Below are 20,177 nucleotides of genomic sequence, written 5' to 3' on the forward strand. Positions count from 1 at the left end.
CAGTACCTAATATTCTGTACGGGGACTTTGCTGACGGGAAACAAAGCGACTCATCATGGCGATTAAGAAATCCGAACTCTACTCCTCGCTCTGGGCCAGCTGTGACGAGCTGCGCGGCGGCATGGACGCGTCGCAGTACAAGGACTATGTACTGTTCATGCTGTTCATCAAGTACATCTCGGACAAGTACGCCGATTCCGACGACTTCTCGCCGCCGGTAATCATCCCCGAGGGTGCCAGCTTCGCTGATATGGTCAAGCTCAAGGGCAAGAGCGACATCGGCGACAGGATCAACACCCAGATCATCCAGCCCCTGATCGATGCCAACCAGCGCCTGGCGCGAAGCGACTTCCCGGACTTCAACGACCCCAACAAGCTCGGCGAAGGCAAGGCGATGGTGGATCGCCTCACTAACCTGATCAGCATCTTCCAGAAACCGGAGCTCGACTTCGCCAAGAACCGCGCCGAGCACGACGATATCCTCGGCGACGCCTACGAATACCTGATGCGTCACTTCGCTCAGGAGAGTGGCAAGAGCAAGGGACAGTTCTACACGCCCTCCGAGGTCAGCCGGATCATGGCGCAGGTCATCGGCATCTCGCCGGAGTCGGCGGTGGCGGCCACCACGGCCTATGACCCCACCTGTGGCTCGGGCTCGCTGCTGCTCAAGGTCGCCGCCGAGGCAGGCACACACATCACCCTGGAAGGGCAGGAGAAGGACGTCACCACCGCCGGTCTGGCGCGCATGAACATGATCCTGCATGACTTCCCCACCGCCAACGTGGTGCAGGGCAACACCCTGGCCAACCCCAAGTTCAAGGAGCAGGGCGGGGGGCGTGAGCAGCTGCGCACCTACGACTACGTGGTCGCCAATCCGCCTTTCTCGGACAAGGGCTGGAGCGCGGGCCTCACGCCGGAAAACGACCCCTGGGAGCGTTTCGGCTGGGGCACGCCGCCCGCCAAGCAGGGTGACTACGCCTACCTACTGCATATCCTTCGCTCGATGAAGAGCACCGGCAAGGGCGCGGTGATCCTGCCTCACGGTGTGCTGTTTCGGAGCAACGCCGAGGCGGGCATTCGCCGGCGGCTGGTGCGGTCGGGGTATCTGAAGGGCATCATCGGCCTGCCGGCCAACCTCTTCTACGGCACCGGCATTCCCGCCTGCATTCTGGTGCTGGACAAGGAGAACGCCCAGGCGCGGAAGGGGATCTTCATGATCGATGCCGCCCGGGGCTTCATCAAGGATGGCAACAAGAACCGGTTGCGCGAGCAGGACATCCACCGCATCGTCGATACCTTCAGCAAGCAGGTCGATGTGCCCCGCTTCGCCCGCATGGTGCCCCTTGACGAGATCGCCTCGCCCAGGAATGACTTCAACCTCAACCTGCCGCGCTACATCGATGCCAGCGAACCGGAAGACCGCCACGATCTCCACGCCCACATGAACGGTGGGATTCCCGTACGCGATATCGACGGTGACCGCGCCGCCAACCCGCCGGTGCCCGGCCTGGCCGCCTACTGGGGCGTCTTCCCTGGCCTGCGGGCATCGCTATTTCGACCTACCCCGCACGCCGGCTACGTCGATCTCGCCGTAGCCCCCCAATCGCTGAGAACCGCCATCCTCGAGCACACCGAGTTCGCCACCTTCCGTGAGCGGACTTTTGCCCTGTTCGACGACTGGCGCACGCGGAACCGGCCGGTGCTCAAGGACTTTGGTATCGATGACCAGCCCAAGGCCCTGATCACCCGGGTGGGCGAGGACCTGCTGAACACCTTCCGCGCCGCTCCCCTGCTCGACCCCTACGACATCTACCAGCACCTGATGGACTACTGGTACGAGATCCTTCAAGACGACGCCTACGAGATCGCCGCCGACGGCTGGGTGGCGGAGACGCGCCGCGTGCTGGAAGAGGTCAAGTCTGGAAAGAAGAAGGGCGATATGAAGGACAAGGGCTGGACCTGCGACCTGATTCCCAAGCCCTATATCGTGGCCCGCTACTTTACCGCTGAGCAGGCCGAGCTGGATACCCTGCGCGGAGAGCTGGACAGCGTTGGCACCGGCCTGGCGGAGCTCACCGAGGAGCATGGCGGCGAAGAGGGCCCGCTCAGGGATGTCTCGTCGAAGAGCGATGCCCAGGACGCCTTTGCCCAGGCACTGGTGGAAGTCTGGCATGAAGAAGAACCTGAGGCCTGCGGCCGCTACCGTGCCCTGACGAGTCAGGCCGAGGAGCATGCCGCCGAGCTGCATGCCCTCGCCGAAGGCGGCTACCTATCCTTGCTGAAGAGCCCCACGGGAAAGCTGACCCAGAAGGCGATCAAGGGCCGGCTCGACGCCACCACCGATGTGGAGGAGCACAAGGCGTTGCAGCGCTATCTCGGCCTGGAGAAGCGGTTGAAGGCCACCGACAGGGAGACCGCAGGCCTGCTTGCCGAGGCCGAGGTGCACTACCGTGAGCGCCTGCAGCAGGAGCCGCTGCCAGACGCGTTGACTGATCTGCATGCCATTTCCCGCTACCTGGAGCTTAGCGATCGGCAGGCGGTCCTCAAGGCAGAGGTCAAGGAGGCGGATGCTGCCCTTGACCTGCTCGCCTACGAGAAGTACCCACAACTCGACGAGGAAGAGATAAAGACCCTGGTGGTGGACGACAAGTGGCTCGCCGCCCTGCAGGTCACCGTCCAGGAGGAGTTGGAGCGCGTCTCCCAGACGCTTACCTCCCGCGTGCGCGAGCTGGCCGACCGCTACGCCACCCCGCTTCCCCAGCTGAGCCGCCAAGTCGAAGCGCTCTCGGCCCGGGTGGAAGACCACCTGATGACGATGGGGGTGGCGTGGGAATGACGGACGAGGCGATGGAAGTGCGCGATGCCTCGGCGGGGTATGCTCCGCAGGTGGATAGGCCGGCGGTGCCGGAAGGTTACAAGCAGACCGAGGATGGGGTGATTCCGAAAGGTTGGGAGTTAAAGCAGCTATGTGAGATCGCTCAGATTCGTTCTGGCATCGCGAAAAACTCCGCAGCCCAGGTCCAAGACCCTATTCGCGTTCACTACCTTCGAGTTGCGAATGTTCAAGATGGATACCTTGACCTCTCAAAGATGAGCCAGTTGACCATTTCGCGCTCAGATCTGGAACGATTCTCTGTGCAGCTTGGTGATGTCCTCATGAATGAGGGTGGTGATCGAGATAAGCTAGGCCGAGGTGCAGTCTGGCGTGGCCAATATCAGCCTTGTGTTCATCAAAATCATGTATTTGTGGTTAGGCCAAAAAAAGTGGTGGACCCTGAGTATCTTGCATTCTGGTCTGCTGGTGAGGGGGCAAAAAAGTACTTTTTGATTGCCGGAAGGCAGACGACTAACCTTGCATCGATAAACAAAACATCCCTCGGGCAGCTACCGGTTTTATTGCCTCCAGCACCTGAGCAGCGTACTATCGCCACCGCCCTTAGCGATGTGGACTCCCTGCTGGAGTCGCTTGACCGACTGATCGCCAAGAAGCGCGATATCAAACAGGCCGCCATGCAGCAGCTCCTTACCGGCGAGGCCCGACTGCCGGGGTTTGAGGGGAAATGGCGGGTGAAGCGGCTAGGCGAAGTAGCTGAGATGGATCCAGAGAACTTGGGCAGCTCAACTCATCCCGCCTACGCGTTTAATTACATCGCACTTGAAGACGTGAACATTGGAAACCTAGAGAGTCACTCTGAGATCACTTTCTCTTCTGCGCCATCGCGTGCAAAGCGAAAGTTGCGGTATGGTGATATTCTTGTGGCAACGGTGCGGCCTAACCTTAAAGCACATTTGCATTTCAATAGGGCTGGTGGCGAGTGGGTTTGTTCGACAGGCTTCTGTGTTATTCGTTGCAAGCAAGAGTTATTACACCCCGGGTACGTGTTTCAGCATTTTTTTGCGCACCCGATAAATAAGCAAATTGAAGCGTTGATTGCCGGGTCTAACTATCCGGCAATAAGCAACAAAGATGTAAGCGAGCTTGAGCTTACAATCCCACCATTCGAGGAGCAAGTGGCCATCTCTGGTGTCCTGTCCGATATGGACGCCGAGATCGAAGCCTTGGAACAGCGCCGCGCCAAGACCGTTGCCCTTAAACAGGCATTGATGCAGGAACTGCTGACAGGAAGGACGCGGCTGATATGAGCGACAGGGCCGTCACCGATCCGGCGCTGGTCGCCGATCTTCGCCAGCTCATCGATGGTGCCCGCCAGCGTGCGGCGGTGGCGGTCAACGCCGAGCTGACCCTGCTCTACTGGCAGATCGGGCGCCGTATCCACCGGGAGGTCCTGGCGGGCAAGCGGGCCGGTTATGGCGAAGAGATTGTCTCCGCGCTGGGGAGACAGTTGACCCATGAGTACGGCAGGGGCTTTTCGACCAAGAACCTGCGCCACATGATTCGCTTCGCCGAGGTGTTCCCTGAGGAGAACATTGTCTCGACGCTGTCGAGACAATTGTCCTGGAGCCATTTCCTGGAGGTGATCTACCTGAAGGAGCCCCTGGCTCGGGAGTTCTATGTTCGGTTGTGTCAGGAGGAAGGCTGGAGCGTGCGCAGGTTGCGGGAGCGTAAGGAGACCCTGCTCTTCGAACGCACCGCGATCTCCCGCAAGCCCGAAGAGACCATCCGCCATGAGCTACAACGCCTGGATGACACCGGGCAACCTTCGCCGCAGCTGCTGCTCAAGGACCCCTACCTGCTCGACTTCCTCGGCCTCAACGACCGATACCTCGAGCGCGACCTGGAAGACGCCATCCTGCGCGAGATCGAGCAGTTCCTGCTGGAACTGGGCGCGGGTTTCACCTTCGTGGCGCGCCAGAAGCGCATCCATATCGATGACGAGGATTTCTACATCGACCTCCTGTTCTACAACCGCAAGCTCAGGCGGTTGGTGGCCATCGACCTCAAGCTCGGGCGCTTCAAGGCCGAGTACAAGGGCCAGATGGAGCTCTACCTGCGCTGGCTGGCGCGCCACGAGCAGGAGGTGGGTGAGAGTCCGCCGTTGGGTATCATCCTGTGTGCCGGCAAGCAGCGCGAGCAGATTGAACTGTTGGAACTGGACAAGAGCGGCATCCATGTTGCCGAATACCTGACAGTGTTGCCTTCCAGAGAGGCCCTGCAGGCCAAGCTGCATCAATCCATCGCCGCCGCCAGGGCGCGGCTGCAGGGAGGCCAGGACGAGCCGACCGACTGAGCCACGCAAGGAGCCCGCCAGATGTTGAATGCCACACGCCCGGAGCGCCTGACCCAGAACCGCGTGATCCACCTGCTGACCAGGCCTGAAGGGGAGAACGGCCTGGACTACCGCTGGCTCGGCAACTGGAGCCGCCGGGAGGGCAATCGCGCCATCGAGCCCGAGCTGCTGCGCGACAACCTGAGCGAACGCGGCTACTCCGAGGCGCATATTGCCGCCGCCCTGCATAAGCTGCAGGCGGCAGCCGATGTCACCGGAGTGACGCTCTACCAGGCGAATCTGCGCACCTACAACCTGCTGCGCTACCCCGTGAAGGTGCTCCTCTCGCCGGGGAAGCCGCACGAGGATGTGCATCTGGTCGATTGGGAGCACCCGGAGAATAACGACTTCGCCCTGGCCGAGGAAGTGACCCTCAAGGGTGGGCATGAGCGCCGCCCCGATCTGGTGATCTACCTCAACGGCATCGCCGTGGCGGTGATCGAGCTCAAGCGTAGCTCCGTGGAGGTGGCCGACGGGGTGCGCCAGCTCATCACCAACCAGGAGCCGATCTTCAACGAGGGCTTTTTTACCACCGTGCAGCTGTTGCTTGCCGGCAGCGATGCCCAGGGGCTGCGCTACGGCACTACCGGCACGCCGGAGCAGTTCTTCGTGCAGTGGAAGGATGAGGAGGGCAGCCGCGCGGCGTCGCCCGGGGTATTGCTGGACAGACCGCTGGTGCAGATGTGCGGTAAGCAACGCCTGCTGGACCTGATCCGCAACTTCGTGATCTTCGATGCAGGGCAGAAGAAGGTGCCCCGGCCCCATCAGTACTTCGGCGTCAAGGCGGCCCAGCAGCGCATTGCCCAGCGCGAAGGCGGGGTGATCTGGCACACCCAGGGCAGCGGCAAGAGCATCCTGATGGTGCTGCTGGCCAAGTGGATCATGGAGCACGATCCGGCGGCACGCATCCTGGTGGTGACCGACCGCGACGAGCTGGACACACAGATCGTCGGCGTGATGCGCAATGCCGGAGTGGTGGGCGAGGAAGCCCCCTCGCCGCGTATCACCTCACGGGCACAGTTCATGGAGAAGCTGGGGGCGACTACGCCGCGACTGCTCTGTGCCCTGGTGCACAAGTTCGCCCCGGGCGACCTCAAGGGCGATCCGCCACCGGTGCACGGGCGTTTCTATGTCTTCGTCGACGAGTGCCACCGCACCCAGGGTGGTGCCATGAACCGTCAGATGAAGCGCTGGCTCGCCGATGCGATCTTTATCGGCTTCACCGGTACCCCACTGTTGCGCAAGGACAAGCAGACCACCCGCGAGGTCTTTGGCACTTATATCCACACCTACAAGTTTCCCGAAGCGGTGGCCGACGGCGTGGTGCTGGACCTTAAGTACGAGGCACGCGACGTGCCGCAGCGTCTGACCTCCCGCCAGGCCATCGACAAGTGGTTCGAGCAGAAGACACGGAACCTCAACAACTACCAGAAGGCAGTGCTGCGAAAGCGCTGGGCCACGCTGGAGGAGCTGATGAGCGCCGGCGAGCGCAAGCAGCGCATCGTTGCGGACATCATCGAGGACTTCGGCCTCAAGCCACGTCTGAACAACGATCGTGGCACTGCCATTCTGGTGGCCGCCTCGATCTATGATGCATGCCACTACTTCCGGCTGTTTCAGAACACCCCATTCGGTCGTTACTGCGGGATCATCACCTCGTTCGAGCCCAACCACAACGCCATCTCCCGGGAGCCCTCCAGCAGCGATGAACGCTACAAGTTCGACACCTATACGCAGCATGTGTTGAAGGATGGACAGAGTACTAGCCAGTACGAGGCCGAGGTGAAGCGCCGCTTCATCGAGGAGCCAGCCAACACCAAGCTCTTGATCGTGGTGAGCAAGCTGCTGACCGGCTTCGATGCCCCTTCGTGCAGCTACATCTACTTGGACAATAAGCTGCGCGATCACAACCTGTTCCAGGCAATCTGCCGGACTAATCGCCTGGACGGCGACGACAAGGATTACGGTCATATCGTCGACTTCAAGCAGCTCTTCGGCGATGTGCAGCAAGTGATCGCGGTCTACAGCTCCGACGAGCTGGACCTGGACGACGGCGGATCATCCGAGAACAACATCGAGTTGAAGGACTGGCGCAAGGAGGGCCGCAGGAAGCTCGATACGGCTCGCGAGGCGCTCAAGTACCTCTGCGAGCCGGTGCCGCCGCCTCGTGATATCGAGCACTACCTGCACTACTTTTGCGGTGATGCCGGTACGCCGGAGGCGCTGAACGACACCGAAGTGCTGCGGATCTCCTTCTACAAGGCGGTGGCCAGCTTCGTGCGGGCCTATTCCGCCATCGTCCAAGAGCTGGATGCCATCGGCTACACGACGAACGAGATCGCCACCCTGCAGGACGAGGTCGCCTTCTTCAGCGAGGTGCGTGCCGCCATCAAGTGCCATTCCGGCGAGGAGCTGGATATCAAGCCCTTCGAGGCGGACATGCGCCACCTCATCAACACCTATATCCAGGCGGACCCGGCGAGCAAACTGGGCTCGGTGGATAATTACTCCCTTGTGGATCTAATCGTCGAGACCGGCATCCATGATGCCATCGCCAGGAAGCTCAATCAGAAGGGAAAACCGTCGAAGAACGGAGTCGCCGAAGGCATCATCAATAACGTGCGCAAGACCATCATCCGTGACCAGCTCACCGATCCACGTTTCTACGAACAGCTATCCAAGCTGCTGGACGATCTGATCGCGGATTGGCGAAGTGATACGGCTTCCTATCAGCAGTTCCTGGCGCGCGCCGAAACACTGGTCAAGCAGATGGCACAGGGCCAGCGTGGTGAAGCGCTGCCCCCGGAATTGGACAATCGCCCCGAGGCACAGGTGATCTATCACAATCTCCCGGATATTCTGGCCGCGTCGCGCTCGGTAGGCGAGGTGCAGGAGCCTGCCCCCGACGCTGATGAGCAGCGCCTGCGACTCTCGCTGGCCATTGACCGGGCGATGCGCGAGCAGGCGCCGGCTGGCTGGCGGGGCGACGATGCGCGCGAGCGGCAGGTGCTCAACGCCTTACATCCAATCCTGGACAGGAATCGACAGGCCACCAAGGCGGTTTTCGAATTGGTCAAGCAGCAGGCGGGTTACCCGTGACCGAGACGATCACATTAGGGGATATCCCCATCGAGGTGATGCGCAAGAATGTCCGCAACGTGCATCTTTCCGTGCATCCGCCGGACGGGCGGGTCACCTTGGTAGCACCGCGTGCGACCCGCCTGGAAGTGGCGCGTGCCTATGCGATTGCCAAGCTCGGCTGGATACGCGACCAACAAGCGAAGCTCCATGCCCAAGCGCGAGAGGCGCCACGCCGTTTCGTCGAGCGGGAGAGTCACTATCTCTGGGGGCGACGCTACCTGCTGAATGTTGAAGAGAGGGAGTCCCGTCCCGGTGTCCGCATCGATCACAAGCGCATCACCCTCAGTGTGCGACCGGGAAGCGATCGGGAAAAGCGCGCCGAGGTGATGCACGAGTGGCACAAGCGGTTGCTGCATGACGCCGTTCCCCCGCTGATCGAAAGATGGGAACCTCGCTTGGGCGTGCGTGTGTCGGCTTATCATCTGCAACGTATGAAGACGAAGTGGGGAAGCTGCAATCCATCGAAGGGTAATATTCGACTGAACACGGAACTGGTTAAAAAGCCGAAGGACCTGCTCGAATATATCGTTGTGCATGAAATGCTGCACTTGGTCGAGGCTAATCATAATGAGCGCTTCATTGCGCTACTGGATGAGTGTTTTCCCGGTTGGCGGGAGGCGCGTGATGAGCTAAACAGTTTGCCGTTGTCCGCCGAGAACTGGTAGACATCCGTCCTATTTAAGCTCCTCTGGTATAAAGCTATCGGTAGAAAAGGCATGTCACCTGGCATGGCTCGAGCACCAGACACCAAAAGGCCGGCGGGACTACCGCCGGCCTTCTTTCATATGTCAACATTCTGGCCGCCCCGACGGGCGCGTTTCGCGCTCGCCGGGGCGCCTTGCCGTTTACTCGTCCCCGGTGAAGGGAAGCGATGAGTGGTGCAGCACGATGCGCAGGTCGCCGTCGTCGTCCAGATGGTAGCCCCAGCTCTTGTCCACCACGGTGGTGTTGCCGTCGGCATCCAGGATCGAGACGTTGCCCATGGTCAGCGCCATGTCGCCGCTGATGAAGATGGCGGCGTTGTCGATGGTGACCTCCTGCCAGCCCTTCAGGGCGAAGCCGCTGTCCGCGCTGTACTCGTCGCTGTGGCCGACGAAGTAGGCCAGGGCCCCCTCGGGGGTGGTGCGGAAGGTCTGGGGCGCTTCGGCCAGGGTCGGCTTGAAGAGCACCGCGCCCATGTCGTGGCCATAGGCGCCGGCGATGATCTCCTCGGCCAGGGCGCGGGCGGCGTCGATGCCCTCTTCCTCGTAGGTGTTGGAGATGGCGACCAGCGCATCGCCCCAGGCCTGCTGGGCCTCCAGCACCTGCGCTTCGGTGATGTCGCCGCCCATGTGGGTCACTTCGGTGGCGCTGGCCAGGCCGGCGGCGCCGAGGCCCATACCCAGAGCGGTGGCGGTAACCAGTGTCTTGAGCTTCATCGTGTCTCTCCTTGAAAAGCCGGGAAGTGTCAGAGCGTCTTGTTCTGATGCAGGTCCAGACTAACGCGAATCACCGTTCAAGTAAGGGTGTGCCGGGGTGAAGATTCATGGCCGGGAAGATGAACGCAAGGTGAACGTCACCGGTGAGCCTCGGGAGGGGCCTCCAGCCGATAGCCGAAGCCCCGCTGGGTGGTGATCAGCGAGCCCCCCGGGTGGCCGTCGTCCAGCTTGCGGCGCAGGCGCCGGATATAGACGTTGACGACGTTGGTGAGAGGATCCTCGCTGCTGCCCCAGACGCTGGCAAGGATGCGCTCGCGGCTGAACAGCTTGCCGGGCGAGGCCATCAGCAGTTCGAGAATGGCCAGCTCCTTGGGCGTCAGCTCGATGGCGCGGCCGGCACGGGTCACGCGGCGCTGGTCGCGGTCCAGCTCCAGCTCGCCGACCCGCAGCCGCCGCTGCGGCTCCGCCATGCCGGGGCGGGCGTGGCGCCGAGCGAGGGCGCCGAGCCTGGCCAGTAGCTCTTCGAAGGCGAAGGGCTTGATCAAGTAGTCGTCGGCGCCGGCGTCCAGCCCCGAGACGCGGTCCTCGACGCTGTCCAGCGCGGTGAGCATCAGCACCGGGCAGTCGACCCCGGCGGTGCGCAGGCTGCGGCACACCTCGAGCCCGCCGATATCCGGCAGCAGGCGGTCCAGTATCACCACCGGCAGCGGCGAGGACGCCGGCTGGCGTGCCGTTTGTACCAGATGCACCAGCGCCGGCTGCCCTTCGCTGAAGCTCTCCACCCGATGGCCCTCCGCCGTCAGGCCGCGCTGCAGGAAGTCCCGAATGCGGGGGTCGTCTTCAACGATCACGATGTGCATCGCTCGGCTCCGTGTGGTCATTGGCAATGTGGTCATTGGCAGTGTGAACGGGCAGGCGCAGCAGCGCCTGGCAGCCCCCTTCGGGCAGGCTGTCGAGCTGCAGCTGGCCGCCATGCAGCCGCATCAGCAGCATGGCGATGGCGAGCCCCACCCCCTGGCCGTCCGGGCGGTGGCGGCGGGCCTCCGGGCTGCGGTAGCCGCGCTCGAAGATGCGGGCGGCCTCCCGGTCGGGCAGCCCGATGCCCCGGTCGCGAATGCGCAGCTCCCAGACGGCGGTGCCCTGGTGCTCGACCAGGCTGGCCTCGACGTCGACCTGGCCGCCGGGGTGCGAGTACTGCACGGCGTTGTCGAGCAGGATGCCGAACACCTGCTTCAGGCGCTGAGCGTCGCCCAGCAGCAGGGCGCTTTCCAGGTGGGCCACCCGGATGCGGATACCGCGCAGACGCCCGAGGGTGGAGGCCTGGCTGATGGCATCGCGCAGGGGGGACAGAGGGTCAAGCGGGCGGTGCTGTACCTGCCACTCGGCGATATCGCTGCGTGCCATGGTCAAGAGGTCGCTGATGACACCGCTGAGGTGAGCGGCATCGTCGGCGATGCGCTGCAGCGCCTGGCGATACTCCGCTTCGCTGCGGGGCTGGCCGCGCAGAGTGATTTCCGCCTCGCCGCGGATGGAGGTGGCGGGCGTGCGCAGCTCGTGGCTGATGTCCTCCAGCAGCTGCTGGCGCTGCTTCGAGAGCTGGTTGAGCCGGGTCAGCGCCTGCTCCAGCTCGCGGGTGCGGGTGTCGACCAGGTCTTCCAGGTGGCGCTGGCGGTCGCGCTCGGTGCGGCGATGCTGATCCAGTTCGCTGGCCATCTGATTGATATGCGCGGCGATGCGCCCGAACTCGTCCTGCAGGCTGTCATCGAGGCGGTGGCTCAGCTCGCCGCGCTGCAGGGCCTGGGCGCCGCGCAGCAGCTCGCCGATCGGGCGGCGCAGGGCGCGGGCAAAGTGCCAGAAGACCCAGAGGATGATCAGGCTGAGCGCCAGAGTGGTCAGTGCGGCCATCAGCATCAGCTGGTGCAGCGAACGGTCGGCCTCGCTGCGCTGCTTGGCCAGCAGGGTGCGCTCGCGGGCCAGCGTGTCGGCCATGGTCAGGCGCAGGTCGCGGCCTTCGAACTTGTTGAAGTCATCCAGCGGGGCATAGTGTGGGCCGCCGGGGTCCTGGCTCTCCAACCGCTGCAGAAAGTCATCGAACAGGTCGAGCGCCTGCTGACGCTCCGTGATCAGGCTGGCGGGCTGCTCCAGCTCGGTCGGTGCGCCAGTGGCCAGAGTCCGGGTGAGCTGCTGCAGCCGTGCCAGATGGGAGCGCATCTCCTGGAGCAGAGCATCGCGCTGCTCCGGGTCGGCGTCGGCTTCGTACTGGGCCCGCGAGAGCCAGGTCTGCAGCCGGTGCTTGCTGTCGGAGAGCGCCAGAAAGCCGGCGTGCAGATCGCTCGAGACGCGCCCGAGCGCCACCTTCTGGCGGGCGCCGTCGATGGCCCAGATGGCAACGCCCCCCTGAATCACCGCCAGCAGGGTTAACGCGAGCAGAGCGACTCCGAGGCGGCGTTCGAACATGGCGGTCTCCAGCGGGGGCGTGGGGGCTGTCGGCGGAGCTGGCGCATCACGCCGAGAGCTGGCTTCGATGATAATCATGGCGTTGGCGGGAAAGAAGCACGAAAAGCGCTCCCGTTGCACGTCGGCAGCGGCGCTGCCGCTCGGCTAGAAGTTCACCTTCAGCCGGCCCCAGCGCCTGGGTCAGCTCGTCAGCAAGCGAAAACCGTGCATGGAGGTTCCGGCGCGGTCAGCGGTTAAACAGCCACATCAGCGCCGATAGAACCACGCTGACCAGAATCATGGTGGTGATCGGGAAGAAGAACGAGAACCCCTCCCGACGCACGGCGATATCCCCCGGCAGCTGGCCGAAGGGTAGCCGGGAGAGCCAGGGCCAGAGCAGGCCCACGGCGATGATGATCAGGCCGATCACGATAAGCGTGCGGTTCATGACTTAGCCTCCTGTCGTAGCAAAGCCTATCGACGATGGAGAGTGCGCCCATCGGAGACCTTCCCCGGTGGGCGTTTTCGGACACTGTGGTGCCGGCTCAGCTGGCCCGGCGCAGCACCTCGAGAAGGGCCTGCAGCGGGTGGGGCAGGGCGGCATCGGAGAAGCGCTTCACCTGGCTGCGGCAGGAGTAGCCGGTGGCCAGCAGGGTCCCCGCGTTGGTCTCGTCCTCCACCACCGGCTGCCAGGACTGGGCGTAGATGGTCTTCGAGGTCGCCAGGTTGCGCCCCTCGTGGCCGTAGGTACCGGACATGCCGCAGCAGCCGGTGGCCACCAACTCGAGCTCGAGGCCGAAGGCCGCGAACAGCTGCTGCCACGCCTTGGGGCTGCCCGGGGCGTTGGTCTTCTCGGTGCAGTGGGAGAGCAGCCGATAGCCCGGATCCTGGATGCCGGCGCCGTCCAGGGTCAGGCCGCCGGGCACCAGGCTGGCCGCGCGGGTCACCAGCCACTCCTGCAGCATCAGCACCTCGGGCACGGCCTCCGGCCCCAGCGCCTTCACGTACTCCTGGCGGTAGGTGAGGGTCATGGCCGGGTCGATGCCGACCAGCGGCACGTCGAACTCCGCCAGCGTGCGCAGGCGCCTGGCCTGCTTATCGGCGGTACGCGCGAAGGCACCGAGGAAGCCTTGGACGTGCAGCGGCTTGCCGTTGGGGGAGAAGGGCGCCACGAAGACCCGGATATCCAGCCGGCCGAGCAGCTCGACGATATCCAGCACCAGGTTGGCTTCGAAGTGGCTGGTGAAGGCGTCCTGGACGATCACCACGCTGCGGGCCTTCTGGGCCTCGGTGAGCCTGCCCAGCGAAGTGGGGGTAGCCTGGGCCACGCCCCAGGCGGCCAGGGTCTTTCTCAGGCTGGCCCGGGAGAGTCGCGGGCTGTCCACCAGGCCCACGGGGCCGGCGAGCAGCCGATCCACCAGGCGGTTGCCGATCAGCGCATTGTAGGCGGGCGCGATGCGTGAGAGGGTCGGCAGCAGGAACTCGGTGGTGCCGACTAGGTAGTCGCGCAGCGGGCGCAGGTAGCGGCCGTGGTAGACCTCCAGGAACTGCGCGCGGGAGTCGGGCACGTTGACCTTCACCGGGCACTGGCCGGCGCAGGACTTGCAGGCGAGACAGCCGGCCATGGCGTCGTAGACCTCGTGGGAGAAGTCCGCCTCGCGCTTGCGGCGCAGGGTGTTGAGGGTGCGTTTCGGGAAGCTCTTCACGAAGCCCCAGGCGCCCTCGGCCTTCTTCCTGCGCGACTCCTCGACCAGGTCGATGCCGGCGTCACCCTGCAGGCGCAGCCACTCGCGGACAAGGCTGGCGCGCCCCTTGGGGGAGTGCACTCGGTCCCGGGTCGCCTTCCAGGAGGGGCACATGGCGTCGTTGGGGTCGTAGTTGTAGCAGGCGCCGTTGCCGTTGCAGTAAACAGTGGCGGCGTGGGCTTGCCACACCCGCTCGTCGATGGTGCGGTCGAGCTGGCCGCGGGTGGTCACGCCGTCGATGCTCAGCAGGCCCGGGTCGACCAGCTTCACTGTCTCTGCCTGCGTGGTGTCAGGCGCCTTCCCCGCGGCTTCGGGCGGGATAGAAGCAGTACCCGCGGCTTCGGGCGGGATGGAAGCAGTACCCGCGGCTTCGGGCGGGCTCCCCACGGGGGCGGGTGGGGTAGATGAGGAGAGAGGCGTCGCGATCTTGCCGGGGTTGAGCTGGTTGTGCGGATCGAAGGCCGCCTTGACCCGCTGCAGGCTGGGGTAGAGCTCGCCGAAGAACCTCGGCGCATACTCCGAGCGCACTCCCTTGCCGTGCTCGCCCCACAGCAGGCCGCCATATTTCTTCGTCAGCTCGGCCACCTCGTCGGAGACCTCGCGGATCAGCCGCTCCTGCTCGGGGTCCTTCATGTCGATGGCGGGGCGCACGTGCAGCACCCCGGCGTCCACGTGGCCGAACATGCCGTAGGCGAGGCCCCGGGCATCCAGGGCGGCGCGGAACTCGGCAATGAAGTCGGCCAGGTGCTCCGGCGGCACCGCGGTGTCCTCCACAAAGGGGATGGGGCGCTTCTCGCCCTTTTCATCGACCCGGGCGTTGCCCAGCAGGCCCACGGCGCGCTTGCGCATGGCGTAGACGCGCTGGATCTGCGGCCGGCCCTCGGCGAGGGTAAAGCCCAGGCGCTGAACGCTGGCGTCGCTCTCCAGGTGGCGGCAGAAGGCGGCGACCCGCTCGGCCAGGCGCTCGGGGTCGTCGTCGTTGAACTCCACCAGGTTGATGCCGCGCACCGGGGTGTCGCCGGCGGGGAAAAACGCCGCCACGCTGTCCCAGACGAAGTCCTCCATGGCCAGCATCAGCACCTTGTCGTCCACCGTCTCGATGGAGGTGGGGGACGCCTGTGGCCGATCTTGTGAAGAGCTGCCGCTGGACATCAGGGCTCTAGCGTCGCGCAGGGCATCCATGAAACCGGCGTAGCGCACGTTGACCAGGGTGGAGTGCTTCGGGATCGGCAGCACGTTGAGCACCGCCTCGTCGAGAAAGCCCAGGGAGCCCTCGGCGCCGCACAGCAGGCTGTTCATGTCGAGCCGACCCTGGTCGTCTCTCAAGTGAGCCAGGTCGTAGCCGGTCAGGCAGCGGTTGAGGGGCGGGAACTTCTCGGCGATCAGCGCGCCCTGGGTGTCGATGATCTCCCGGGCGGTGCGAAAGGCGCGGCCGGTGGCGTCCTGGCGCTTGCAGAGCGTGTCGAGCTCGGCCTCCTCCACCGGGCGGCTGGTCAGGCGCTCGCCGCCCAGCAGCAATACCTCGAGCTCGAGCACGTGGTTGCGGGTCTTGCCGTACTCGCAGCTGCCCTGGCCGCTGGCGTCGGTGGAGATCATGCCGCCGATGGTGGCGCGGTTGGAGGTGGAGAGCTCCGGCGCGAAGAAGAGCCCATGGGGCTTGAGCGCCGCGTTGAGCTGGTCCTTGACCACCCCGGCCTGGACCCGCACGCGACGGGCCTCGACGTCGATCTCGAGGATCCGGTTCATATGGCGGGAGACGTCCACCACCAGGCCGTCGGTGAGGGACTGGCCGTTGGTGCCGGTGCCGCCGCCCCGGGGGGTGAGCGCCACCTGGCGGTGCTCCACCTGGCCGGCCAGGTGGGCGATGCGCGCCAAGTCCTCGCCGTGGCGGGGGTAGAGCGCCGCCTGGGGCAGGCGCTGGTAGATCGAGTTGTCGGTGGCCAGTACCGTGCGGTCGGCGTAGTCCGGGGCGATCTCGCCCTCGAAGCCGGCGTCGCGCAGGGCCTCCAGGAAACGCAGGTAGGGGGCGGCCAGCCCCGGCATGGTGCTGGCGTCGGCGGTGTCCAGTCGTGCGATCATGGCACTCTTTCATGGGGAAGCGGGGAATCCCTCTACTTTACCGCGAGAGGGCGGTGGGGCGCACCCCGCGGGCGGGGTCGGCGGCGGGCGCGTGGCGCCCCTGATGCCTTTTGCCTACAATGGGCGGCCTGTTTCACTCCCGTCTTCTTTTTTCTTCATCACCGACTGCAACGGACCGGATTCCATGCTCGATCCCAAACTGCTGCGCAGCGACCTCGATTTGGTCGCTCAACGACTGGCCAAGGGAGGCTTCGCTCTCGATACCGACCGTCTCGAGGCGCTGGAGTCCCGGCGTCGCGAGCTGCAGGCCGAGACCGAGTCCCTGCAGAACGAGCGCAACACCCGCTCCAAGGCGATCGGCAAGGCCAAGGCGTCCGGCGAGGATATCCAGCCGCTGCTCGACGAGGTCTCGGACCTGGGGGATCGCCTGGATGCGGCCAAGACGCGCCTGGCCGAGGTGCAGGCCGAGTGGGATGACGCGGTCAGCGGCATTCCCAACCTGCCCCACGAGAGCGTGCCCGAGGGCAAGGATGAGGCCGACAACGTCGAACTGCACCGCTGGGGTACCCCCCGGGCGTTCGACTTCGAGGTGCGCGATCACGTCGACCTCGGCGCCCTGCAGGGCAAGCTGGATTTCGAGCTGGCGGCCAAGCTGACCGGCGCGCGCTTTGCGGTGATGCGAGGCCCCATCGCGCGGATGCACCGTGCCCTGGCCCAGTTCATGCTGGACAAGCAGACCCTCGAGCACGGCTACGAGGAGTGCTACGTGCCCTACATGGTCAACGAGGCCTCCCTGCGCGGCACCGGCCAGCTGCCCAAGTTCGGCGAGGACCTGTTCCGACTCGACGACGAGCGCGGCTACCACCTGATCCCCACCTCCGAGGTGCCGCTGACCAACTTCGCCCGGGACGAGATCCTGGAGCACAGGGCGCTGCCGCTGAAACTCACCGCCCACACGCCCTGCTTCCGCAGCGAGGCGGGCTCCCACGGTCGCGATACCCGCGGCATGATCCGTCAGCACCAGTTCGACAAGGTAGAGATGGTGCAGCTGGTGGACCCGGCCACCAGCTATGCGGCCCTGGAGGAGATGCGCGGCCACGCCGAGGCGATCCTGCAGGCGCTCGAGCTGCCCTACCGGGTGGTGACCCTGTGCACCGGCGACATGGGCTTCGGCGCTGCCAAGACCTATGACCTGGAGGTGTGGATCCCCAGCCAGAACGCCTACCGCGAGATCTCCTCGGTCTCAAACTGCGAGGAGTTCCAGGCGCGGCGCATGCAGGCGCGTTTCCGCCACCCCGAGCAGAAGAAGCCGCAGCTGCTGCACACCCTCAACGGCTCCGGCCTGGCGGTGGGGCGCTGCCTGGTGGCGGTGCTGGAGAACTATCAGAACGCCGACGGCTCGATCACGGTACCCGAGGCGCTGCGCGCCTACATGGGCGGCATCGAGGTGATCAACCTCCCGGGCTGATGCCGCCAGGCCAGGGCCCCCGCCCTTGACGCGAACCCCCGCTGGCGCCAGCCACCGGGGGTTTCTTGTATGGAGGTCGGAAGCGCCTCGCTACTCGATCTCCCAGGTGACGCTGACCCCGGCCTCGATCTCGAGGGTGCCGGGGCGGTACTCCGCCTGGGGAGCGCCTTCCCGGGCATCGGCGGCCATGGCCAGCATGCGCGGCTGGAAGACCGGCGAGCGGGTCTCGCTGACGCTGGCCACCGGGCCCAGGGTGATGCCCAGGGTGTCGGCCATCAGCTCGGCCTTGTGGCGCGCCTTCTCCAGCGCCTTGACCAGCGCCTCGTCGGTGGCGGCGTCGCGGTCGGCGAGGTCATAGCTGACGCCGTCCAGGGCATTGACGCCGGCCTCGGTGAGGGCGTCGAGCAGCCCCGGCAGCCGCTCCAGGTCGTCGAGCTGGATCCGGAAGGCGCGCTCGAGGCGGGTCCGGACCAGCGTCTGACGCTCGCCGTCCTCGTGACGGCTACCGGCGAGGTGTTCCGGCTGCACGGCCAGCGAGCCGGCGCTGATGGCGTCGCGCTCGAACCCGGCGGCCTCTAGGGTGCGAATCAGCTCGCCGGCACGGCCTTCCAGCCGCTCGCGGGCCTCGCGCAGCGCGTCGGGGTCTCCTCCCCGGTCCTCTTCCTGGGACACGGCCGGTGTGCGCTCCCAGAGGCGGGCCGTGAGGGTGGCGCGGTCAGGCACCACCGCCAGCGTGGCCTCGGCCTGGACGTGGAGCTGGCGGGGCGGGGTGGCCTCGGCCAGCGCCTGCCCGGCCAGCAGCGGGGTGGCGACGAGCAGGGTGCCCAGCAGCAGCTGCCGGGCGGGACGAAACAGCCTCATGGTGGCCTCCTTGCAATGATGGCGTGGCCGTCTGCCACCCCGCTTCGAGGTGGGCCGGGTGCAAAGGTTCCCGCGGCGGCCATCATTGTTGCTGGCCCGGCGCGAAGGCATGATGGGGGCTGGCCAGGGAGGACAGGAACGCACGATGTCGGCTCATGAACCGGATGCCCCGAGCATCATTCCGCTCAACCTCATGCTCGGCCTGGCCGCGCTGGTGGTGATCGTGGCCGGCATGAAGGCCGGTGCGAGCCTGCTGGTACCGATGCTGCTGGCCATCTTTATCGCGGTGGTCTGCACCGCGCCGATCCAGTGGCTCAACCGGCTGGGGCTTGGCCTGCGGGCGGCCGTGTGGCTGACCCTGGTGGTGATCGGGGTGCTCTTCTCGCTGGTGGGACTGCTGCTGGTCAACAGCTTCGGCACCTTCACGGAGGCGCTGCCGGGCATCGAGGAGAAGCTGCAGGCCTACTATGTCGGGCTGCTGGATGGCCTGGCGAGCCTGGGGCTAGCCATCGACCCGGACCGGCTGGCCGGTCTGCTGGACGTCGAGGAGCTGGGCGGCTGGATCCCCGCCCTGCTCGGCGAGATCGGCAACCTGCTGGTGCAGAGCACCATCGTGGGCCTGTTGGTGCTGTTCATGCTGTTCGAGATGCTGCACTTCCGCGACAAGGTCTCCCGCGCCCTGGCCAACCCGGCGCCGAGCCTTCAGCGCTTCAGCGAGTTCAGCCAGACCCTCAAGCGCTACCTGGCCGTCAAGACTCTGATCAGCCTGGTCACAGGCGCCCTGGTGTGGGTGGCCTGCCTGCTGGTCGGGGTCGATTTTCCCTTCCTGTGGGCGGTGCTGGCCTTCGCGCTCAACTACATTCCCAACATCGGCTCGGCCATCGCTGCGGTGCCCCCGGTGCTGCTGCTGCTGGTCTCGCCGGAGGGCGGGCTGGTCGATGCCCTGCTGCTCTCCGCGGCCTACCTGGGGATCAACTTCCTGCTGGGCAACATCGTCGAGCCAAGGGTGATGGGGCGCGCGCTGGGACTGTCGACCCTGGTGGCCTTCCTGTCGCTGGTGGTGTGGGGCTGGATCTTCGGCACGGTGGGCATGCTGCTCTCGGTGGTGCTGACCATGACCCTGAAGATTGCCCTGGACAGCCATCCCCAGACCCGCTGGATCGCCCATCTGCTGGGGCCGGGGGAGGAGGCCCCCGAGGCAAGTCCCGAGCGTCCGATCGCGGAGCGCGACGCCGAGGATGAGGAGACCTGAACGACAACGCCCCGGCCAGGGCCGGGGCGTTACGCTTGCGCTGAAGTGAGCGCCGCGATCAGGCGTTCTGGTCGATGAACTGCGTCAGCTGCGACTTGGACTGGGCGCCCACCAGGGAGGCGACCTTGGCACCGGACTTGAACAGCATGACGGTGGGCACACCGCGCACACCCTGCTCGGCGGCGATTTCCGGGGCATCGTCCACGTTGATGCTGACGACCTTGAGGTTGCCTTGGCGCTCCTCGGCGACCTCGTCGACCACCGGTGACATCACCTTGCAGGGACCGCACCAGGGGGCCCAGAACTTCAGCAGCACCAGGGTGTCGGCCTTGAGGACTTCCTGCTCGAAGTTGGCATTGGTGACATCGACGTTATTGGCCATGGGGTTCTCCAGTTTCGTTGCGCTGCATCGAGCGTATTCACGGCACGCCTGGGGCGTGCCCGGCCGGCTGATGTTAGCGGTCGGCCGCTGCGCTGGCAAATGGCGCCATGATACGGCTAGGCGGGACACCGCCTCCTTGTATATACTTCAAAGTGATTAGAGATTTT

At 65.1% G+C, this 20,177-nt stretch carries 14 protein-coding genes; 7 read left to right on the top strand and 7 right to left on the bottom strand.

Annotated features, from left to right (window positions below):
- The first annotated feature begins 55 nt into the window (after window positions 1-55).
- From B6N23_RS15125 to B6N23_RS15145, 5 genes are read left to right on the top strand one after another with little or no spacing between them, the layout of a single operon-like run.
- A complete protein-coding gene (locus B6N23_RS15125) occupies window positions 56-2,836 on the top strand; it encodes a type I restriction-modification system subunit M (protein WP_305500388.1) in 2,781 nt (926 codons plus the stop codon).
- The gene (locus B6N23_RS15130; protein WP_305500391.1) at window positions 2,833-4,143 is read left to right on the top strand and encodes a restriction endonuclease subunit S; all 1,311 of its coding nucleotides are present in this window, start codon (window positions 2,833-2,835) and stop codon (window positions 4,141-4,143) included. Before B6N23_RS15125 ends, B6N23_RS15130 begins: the two co-directional genes overlap by 4 nt.
- The gene (locus tag B6N23_RS15135; RefSeq protein WP_305500392.1) at window positions 4,140-5,189 is read left to right on the top strand and encodes a PDDEXK nuclease domain-containing protein; all 1,050 of its coding nucleotides are present in this window, start codon (window positions 4,140-4,142) and stop codon (window positions 5,187-5,189) included. Before B6N23_RS15130 ends, B6N23_RS15135 begins: the two co-directional genes overlap by 4 nt.
- Before the next feature lie 21 nt (window positions 5,190-5,210).
- The gene (locus B6N23_RS15140) at window positions 5,211-8,327 is read left to right on the top strand and encodes a type I restriction endonuclease subunit R (protein WP_305500393.1); all 3,117 of its coding nucleotides are present in this window, start codon (window positions 5,211-5,213) and stop codon (window positions 8,325-8,327) included.
- Window positions 8,324-9,034, top strand: coding sequence for a M48 family metallopeptidase (locus B6N23_RS15145; RefSeq protein ID WP_305500395.1), 711 nt, complete (start codon window positions 8,324-8,326; stop codon window positions 9,032-9,034). Before B6N23_RS15140 ends, B6N23_RS15145 begins: the two co-directional genes overlap by 4 nt.
- Window positions 9,035-9,214: 180 nt before the next feature.
- Here B6N23_RS15145 and B6N23_RS15150 read toward each other — a convergent pair whose 3' ends face one another.
- The 5 genes from B6N23_RS15150 to B6N23_RS15170 all read right to left on the bottom strand — a co-directional run bounded on the left by B6N23_RS15150 (window position 9,215) and on the right by B6N23_RS15170 (window position 16,047).
- Window positions 9,215-9,787, bottom strand: coding sequence for a metal-independent carbonic anhydrase family protein (locus B6N23_RS15150; RefSeq protein ID WP_305500397.1), 573 nt, complete (start codon window positions 9,785-9,787; stop codon window positions 9,215-9,217).
- A 137-nt stretch (window positions 9,788-9,924) separates the two neighbouring features.
- Entirely contained in the window at window positions 9,925-10,647 is a 723-nt protein-coding gene (locus B6N23_RS15155) for a response regulator transcription factor (RefSeq protein ID WP_169958835.1), read from the bottom strand.
- Complete coding sequence (locus tag B6N23_RS15160; protein ID WP_305500399.1) at window positions 10,628-12,244, bottom strand: sensor histidine kinase; 1,617 nt, start codon at window positions 12,242-12,244, stop codon at window positions 10,628-10,630. Before B6N23_RS15160 ends, B6N23_RS15155 begins: the two co-directional genes overlap by 20 nt.
- Window positions 12,245-12,470: 226 nt before the next feature.
- The gene (locus tag B6N23_RS15165; RefSeq protein WP_305500401.1) at window positions 12,471-12,671 is read right to left on the bottom strand and encodes a DUF2905 domain-containing protein; all 201 of its coding nucleotides are present in this window, start codon (window positions 12,669-12,671) and stop codon (window positions 12,471-12,473) included.
- Window positions 12,672-12,768: 97 nt separating this feature from the next.
- Complete coding sequence (locus B6N23_RS15170; protein ID WP_305500403.1) at window positions 12,769-16,047, bottom strand: FAD-binding and (Fe-S)-binding domain-containing protein; 3,279 nt, start codon at window positions 16,045-16,047, stop codon at window positions 12,769-12,771.
- Between the two features lie 184 nt (window positions 16,048-16,231).
- On the opposite strand from B6N23_RS15170, the gene serS reads away from it, so the two are divergent.
- The gene (serS, locus tag B6N23_RS15175; protein ID WP_305500405.1) at window positions 16,232-17,515 is read left to right on the top strand and encodes a serine--tRNA ligase; all 1,284 of its coding nucleotides are present in this window, start codon (window positions 16,232-16,234) and stop codon (window positions 17,513-17,515) included.
- Between the two features lie 90 nt (window positions 17,516-17,605).
- Here the strand turns inward: serS and B6N23_RS15180 are convergent, their stop codons facing one another.
- Window positions 17,606-18,376 (bottom strand): SIMPL domain-containing protein, encoded by a 771-nt coding sequence (locus tag B6N23_RS15180; protein WP_110069396.1) that lies wholly within the window; start codon window positions 18,374-18,376, stop codon window positions 17,606-17,608.
- 145 nt (window positions 18,377-18,521) lie between these two features.
- On the opposite strand from B6N23_RS15180, the gene B6N23_RS15185 reads away from it, so the two are divergent.
- Window positions 18,522-19,628: an AI-2E family transporter gene (locus B6N23_RS15185; protein ID WP_305500408.1), complete on the top strand. Its 1,107-nt coding sequence runs from the start codon at window positions 18,522-18,524 to the stop codon at window positions 19,626-19,628.
- Window positions 19,629-19,686: 58 nt separating this feature from the next.
- Here the strand turns inward: B6N23_RS15185 and trxA are convergent, their stop codons facing one another.
- Complete coding sequence (gene trxA / locus B6N23_RS15190) at window positions 19,687-20,010, bottom strand: thioredoxin (RefSeq protein WP_110069398.1); 324 nt, start codon at window positions 20,008-20,010, stop codon at window positions 19,687-19,689.
- Window positions 20,011-20,177 lie beyond the last annotated feature (167 nt).

Origin of the sequence: Halomonas alkalicola (assembly GCF_030704205.1) — a bacterium.
Lineage (GTDB): Bacteria > Pseudomonadota > Gammaproteobacteria > Pseudomonadales > Halomonadaceae > Halomonas > Halomonas alkalicola.